The organism is Corynebacterium faecium (assembly GCF_027257105.1).
GTDB classification, from domain to species: domain Bacteria; phylum Actinomycetota; class Actinomycetes; order Mycobacteriales; family Mycobacteriaceae; genus Corynebacterium; species Corynebacterium lehmanniae.
Window position 1 is genome coordinate 1 of sequence record NZ_JAPYJX010000012.1, and the last position, 5,184, is coordinate 5,184.

A 5,184-nucleotide genomic window follows, 5' to 3' on the forward strand; every position below is an offset into this window, starting at 1 on the left:
CACACCGAGGATTGAACGCTCGAGACCCAGATATATGCCCCGGAAGCATATACTTTCCTGAAACCTACAGGTCAATCCCTAAAAATCCGCGATTCTGGACACACTTTTTGACCCTTAACCCCACATATATAGTCGGCCGCATGTCTGAAAACTCGGAAGTATCCGTGCGCAAGAACGAAACGGACGGCCAGTACGAAATCCTCGTCGGCGAAGAAGTCGCCGGCTTTGCCACCTACACCGACGCGAACGGCGTGCGCGACCTGCCGCACACCGTGGTGGACCCCAAGTTTCGCGGCCAAGGCCTGTCCAAGCCGCTGATCCAGGCAGCGCTTGACGACGCCCGCGCCGACGGCATGCAGGTCACCCCGTCCTGCCCCGCGGTGGAGCGCTACATCGAGCAGAACCCGCAGTACCGGGACCTGCTCGCCTAACTAGATGATGTAGCTGCCCGGATCGACGTAGCTGTCCGGGTCTACGAGCTTGATGCACTCGTCCGTCTTGCGCGGGCGGGTCTTCGCCGGGATGCCGACAGCGATGGAGTTTTCCGGCACGTCCTTGGTCACCACGGCGTTCGCGCCGACGGCGGAGCCGGCGCCGATGGTCACTGGGCCCAGCACCTTGGCGCCGGCGCCGATGGTGACGTTGTCGCCGATGGTGGGGTGGCGCTTCGTCTGCGTGAGCACCTGACCGCCCAGGGTCACACCGTGGTAGAGCATGACACCGTCGCCGATCTCCGCGGTCTCGCCGATGACGATGCCCATGCCGTGGTCGATGAAGAACCTGCGGCCGATCGTCGCGCCGGGGTGGATCTCAATGCCGGTGAAGAACCGGTTCAACTGCGCCAGGATGCGCGCCGGCCCCTTCCAGTCCCGCTCCCACATGGCGTGGCAGATGCGGTGCACCCAGATGGCGTGCAGGCCTGAGTACACGACAGCGTTTTCGACGTCGCCGCGCGCGGCCGGGTCGTGCTCGCGCGCGTTTGCCAGGTCCTCGCGGACGGTGGAAATTACCTTTGCGGCCAGGGAAAGCATGGGGCGCAGTGTACCAAGCGGTTCATTTTTTGTGGGGATAAAGATTCCCCCGGGGTCATGGGTGGTCCGACCAGCCCTGCCCAGCCCGTCAGAACCGGTCCGTTCGCACGAAGAAACCGGCTACCTACAACCGGCTACCAGCCGAGTTTTCGACGGGTAGCCGGTTGTAGGTAGCCGGTTTGCGGGTTTCGGGCCCCGCCCGCCCCGGCGCCGGATGGTGTCGGGGCCGGGGGAGGGGCGACAGCTCGTCGCTAAGCAAAAGGTGCTTAGTCGCGGATGTCCTCGTACAGGACGGTGGAGACGTAGCGCTCGCCGAAGTCCGGGATGATGACCACGATGGTCTTGCCGGCGTTCTCCTCGCGCGCAGCCAGCTCCAGCGCCGCCTTGACGTTCGCACCTGCGGAGATGCCGCCAAGGATGGCGTCCTTGACCGCGAGCTCGCGGGAGGTGGACACGGCGTCCTCGTTGGTCACGGCGATGATCTCGTCCACGACGTTGCGGTCCAGGGTGCCCGGGATGAAGTTGGCGCCCAGACCCTGGATCTTGTGCGGGCCAGCCTCGCCCTTGGAGAGCAGTGGGGAGGCAGCCGGCTCGACGGCCACGGCCTTGACGTCCGACTTCTGCTCCTTGAGGTACTTGCCGGCGCCCGAGATGGTGCCGCCGGTGCCCACGCCCGCGACGAGGATGTCCACCTCGCCGTCGGTGTCCTCCCAGATTTCCGGGCCGGTGGTGGCGTAGTGGATCTTCGGGTTGGCCTCGTTCTCAAACTGGCGGGCCAGGATGGCGCCCTCGTTCTGCTCTACCAGCTCGTTGGCCTTCTCCACGGCCCCCTTCATGCCGGCGGCGCCCGGGGTGAGCACGATCTCTGCGCCGTAGGCGCGCAGCAGCACGCGGCGCTCGGTGGACATGGTCTCCGGCATGGTCAGGATGACCTTGTAGCCCTTCGCGGCGCCCGCGAGTGCGAGTGCGATGCCGGTGTTGCCGGAGGTGGCCTCGACGATGGTGCCGCCCGGCTTCAGCTCGCCGGATGCCTCGGCGGCCTCGATGATGGCCTTGCCGATGCGGTCCTTGACGGAGTTGGCCGGGTTGTAGAACTCCAGCTTGGCCAGCACGCGGGCCTTGGAGCCGTGGGCTTCGGTGATGTCCTTCAGCTCGACGAGCGGGGTGCCGCCGATGAGGTCGAGAACGTTGCTTGCGATCTTCGCCATGAGAGATTGCCTCCTGGGTTGATTGAGTTTGTTTAAGGCTCAGCATACACCCCGAACTAGACCGGGTGGTTTGTCTCGTGTGTACCGGATGGTTCGGACCGGCGTTTTGGGTGCCGTGGAAGCGTTGAATCAAGCGCCGTTCGAGCGGGGCTAAGTTTGGCTACCCCCGTTCGCGCGATATGATCACGATTGTTTTTGAGTCCTGTTCGGATTCGGGTGTTCCCCAAACGGGTGCCCCCGGAACGGTGGAAGGCGACACGTATGACGATGGATGCGCAGCGCATCAAGGACGACGATGACGCGATCCGTGCTGCACTGACCGCGTTGAAGACCGCAACCGGAATTCCAGTTGCCATGTACGGCACTCTCCTGTCGGACAACCGGATCCAAATCACCCAGTGGATCGGCCTGCGTACCCCGGCGCTGCAGAACCTCAGCGTCGCCGAGGGGGCTGGCGTGGGCGGCAGGGTCGTGTCCACCCGCCGCGCAGTGGGCATCGCCGACTACACGCGAGCGTCCGTGATCTCCCACGAGTACGACCAGCAGATCCAGGACGAGGGCCTGCACTCCGTCGTGGCCGTGCCGGTGATCGTGCAGCGTGAGATTCGGGGCGTGTTGTACGTCGGCGTGCACTCGCCTGTGCGTCTGGGTGACAAGGTCATCGAGGAAGTCGCCATGACCGCGCGCACCCTCGAGCAGGAGCTCGCCGTCAACGCGGCGCTGCGCTCTTCCGACGGCGGGGACCGCGCCGGCGCCAAGACCGGTCGCGCGATGAACGGCGCCGAGTGGGAGCAGGTGCGCGCCACCCACTCCAAGCTGCGCATGCTGACCAACCGTGTGGAGGACGAGAAGCTGCGCAAAGAGCTCGAGCAGCTCTGTGAGCAGCTGGTCTCCCCGGTGGCCGTGAAGCAGACCACCAAGCTGTCCGCTCGCGAGCTCGACGTGCTCGCATGCGTGGCGCTCGGCCACACCAACGTGGAGGCCGCCGCCGAGATGGGCATCGGCGCGGAGACCGTGAAGTCCTACCTGCGCAGCGTGATGCGCAAACTCGGTGCTCACACCAGGTATGAGGCGGTCAACGCCGCGCGTCGCATCGGCGCTCTGCCGTAGGCAATTGCTTATCGACGTCCCTCCGGTTCTGTACTGTGGCGGACGTGAAAGAACGGTTTTTGGTTTCAGGCGGCGCCCGGCTTGCGGGCGAAGTTCGCGTCGACGGCGCCAAGAACAGCGTGCTCAAACTGATGGCCGCGGCCCTTCTGGCCGAAGGCACCACCACGCTGCGCAACTGCCCCCGGATCCTGGACGTTCCGCTGATGCGCGACGTCCTGGTCGGGCTGGGCTGCGAGGTGGACATCGAAGGCGATGTGGTGCGCATCCACACCCCGGCCGAGGTGTCCCCGCACGCGGACTTTGACGCGGTGCGCCAGTTCCGCGCATCCGTTGCAGTGCTCGGGCCGTTGGTCGCCCGCTGCACCGAGGCGTACGTGGCGCTCCCGGGCGGCGACGCCATCGGGTCGCGCCCGCTGGACATGCACCAGTCCGGCCTGGAGAAGCTGGGCGCGACCACCCACATCGAGCACGGCGCGGTGGTGGCGCGGGCAGACAAGCTCACCGGTGCCTCCATCAAGCTGGACTTTCCGTCCGTGGGTGCGACGGAGAACATCGTCACCGCGGCGGTGCTTGCGGACGGCCGCACCGTGCTTGACAACGCCGCGCGCGAGCCGGAGATCGTGGACCTGTGTTCCATGCTCAATTCCATGGGCGCGCGCATCGAAGGCGCGGGCACGTCCACCATCACCGTCGATGGTGTGGATTCGCTCTCGCCGACGGAGCACACGGTGGTCGGCGACCGCATCGTCGCCGGTACCTGGGCGTACGCCGCGGCCATGACCCAGGGCGACATCACCGTCACCGGCGCCGCCCCCGGGCATCTGCACCTGGCGCTGTCGAAGCTGAAGCTCGCCGGCGCCAACGTGGAGACCTACGACAACGGGTTCCGCGTGCGCATGGACCAGCGTCCCCGCGCCGTGGACTACCAGACCTTGCCGTACCCCGGCTTTCCGACGGACCTGCAGCCCATGGCAATCGCGCTGGCGACGATTGCCGACGGCGTATCCGTGATCACCGAGAACGTCTTTGAGGCCCGCTTCCGGTTTGTGGACGAGATGCTGCGCCTGGGCGCCGACGCCAACGTGGACGGCCACCATGTCATGCTGCGTGGAGTGGACAACCTGTCGTCCACCGACGTGTGGTCCTCCGACATCCGCGCCGGCGCCGGCCTCGTGCTCGCCGGCCTGGTCGCGGACGGTGTGACCACCGTGCACGAGGTGCACCACATCGACCGCGGCTACCCGGCCTTTGTCGAGCAGTTAAACGCGCTTGGTGCACATGTAGAACGCGCATAAAACCCGCGTTGTGCTGCGGGTTTGTGTTGTGCGTGGGGTGTGTGTAACTTATATCGAGTCAGCGAGACCGACAACGCCCCGCTGGAGAGTGAGATTCTTTCCGGTTTGTGTGGCGGGCAGGAAAACAATCGCTGGCGGATTCCAAAGTCACTTGAGGCTGGTCCACTGTTGTGTGGGTTGGTTTGGGTGTGCTGGTGTTGTTTGAGAACTCGATAGTGTGCCAATGTACTTTTGTTGCGTGGGTGTGTTTGCCTGCCTCGTTTTGTGCACTGTGTGGTGTGTGCCCTGTTGTGGGTGTGTGCCGGTGGTGGCGTGGTTGAATTCCAATGATGGATCGCGTTATCTGTTTGGTTCGGTGTGCGTGGGGTGTGGTTGAACATGTTTCACGTATTTTTTGGCCGACCCCCGTGTTTTTGACCCCGTCGGGTTGGGGGTTGGTGTGAACCTTTGTAATTTTTGGATTTTGCCAGTCCAGCACTTTGTGTTGGTTGGTTTGTTTTTGGTTGGGTTTGGGCTTTTCACGGCCTGTTTCTGCTGAAA

Annotated in this window: 5 protein-coding genes; 3 read left to right on the forward strand and 2 right to left on the reverse strand. The window is 64.5% G+C overall.

Annotation, left to right across the window (positions count from 1 at the left end; genetic code table 11):
• Positions 1-140: 140 nt before the first annotated feature.
• Complete coding sequence (locus O5O53_RS11495; protein ID WP_269512175.1) at positions 141-431, forward strand: GNAT family N-acetyltransferase; 291 nt, start codon at positions 141-143, stop codon at positions 429-431.
• On the opposite strand, the gene epsC is transcribed toward O5O53_RS11495, so the two are convergent.
• Both epsC and cysK read right to left on the reverse strand, forming a co-directional pair.
• Entirely contained in the window at positions 432-1,031 is a 600-nt protein-coding gene (epsC, locus tag O5O53_RS11500; RefSeq protein WP_269512178.1) for a serine O-acetyltransferase EpsC, read from the reverse strand.
• Between the two features lie 266 nt (positions 1,032-1,297).
• Positions 1,298-2,239 (reverse strand): cysteine synthase A, encoded by a 942-nt coding sequence (cysK, locus tag O5O53_RS11505; RefSeq protein WP_269512181.1) that lies wholly within the window; start codon positions 2,237-2,239, stop codon positions 1,298-1,300.
• Positions 2,240-2,506: 267 nt separating this feature from the next.
• Here cysK and ramA point away from each other — a divergent pair, with 267 nt between their 5' ends.
• On the forward strand, positions 2,507-3,349 hold the full coding sequence (gene ramA / locus O5O53_RS11510; protein ID WP_181889639.1) for an acetate metabolism transcriptional regulator RamA: 843 nt from the start codon (positions 2,507-2,509) through the stop codon (positions 3,347-3,349).
• 44 nt (positions 3,350-3,393) lie between these two features.
• Entirely contained in the window at positions 3,394-4,644 is a 1,251-nt protein-coding gene (gene murA, locus O5O53_RS11515; RefSeq protein ID WP_239307584.1) for a UDP-N-acetylglucosamine 1-carboxyvinyltransferase, read from the forward strand.
• The last annotated feature ends 540 nt before the right edge of the window (positions 4,645-5,184 follow it).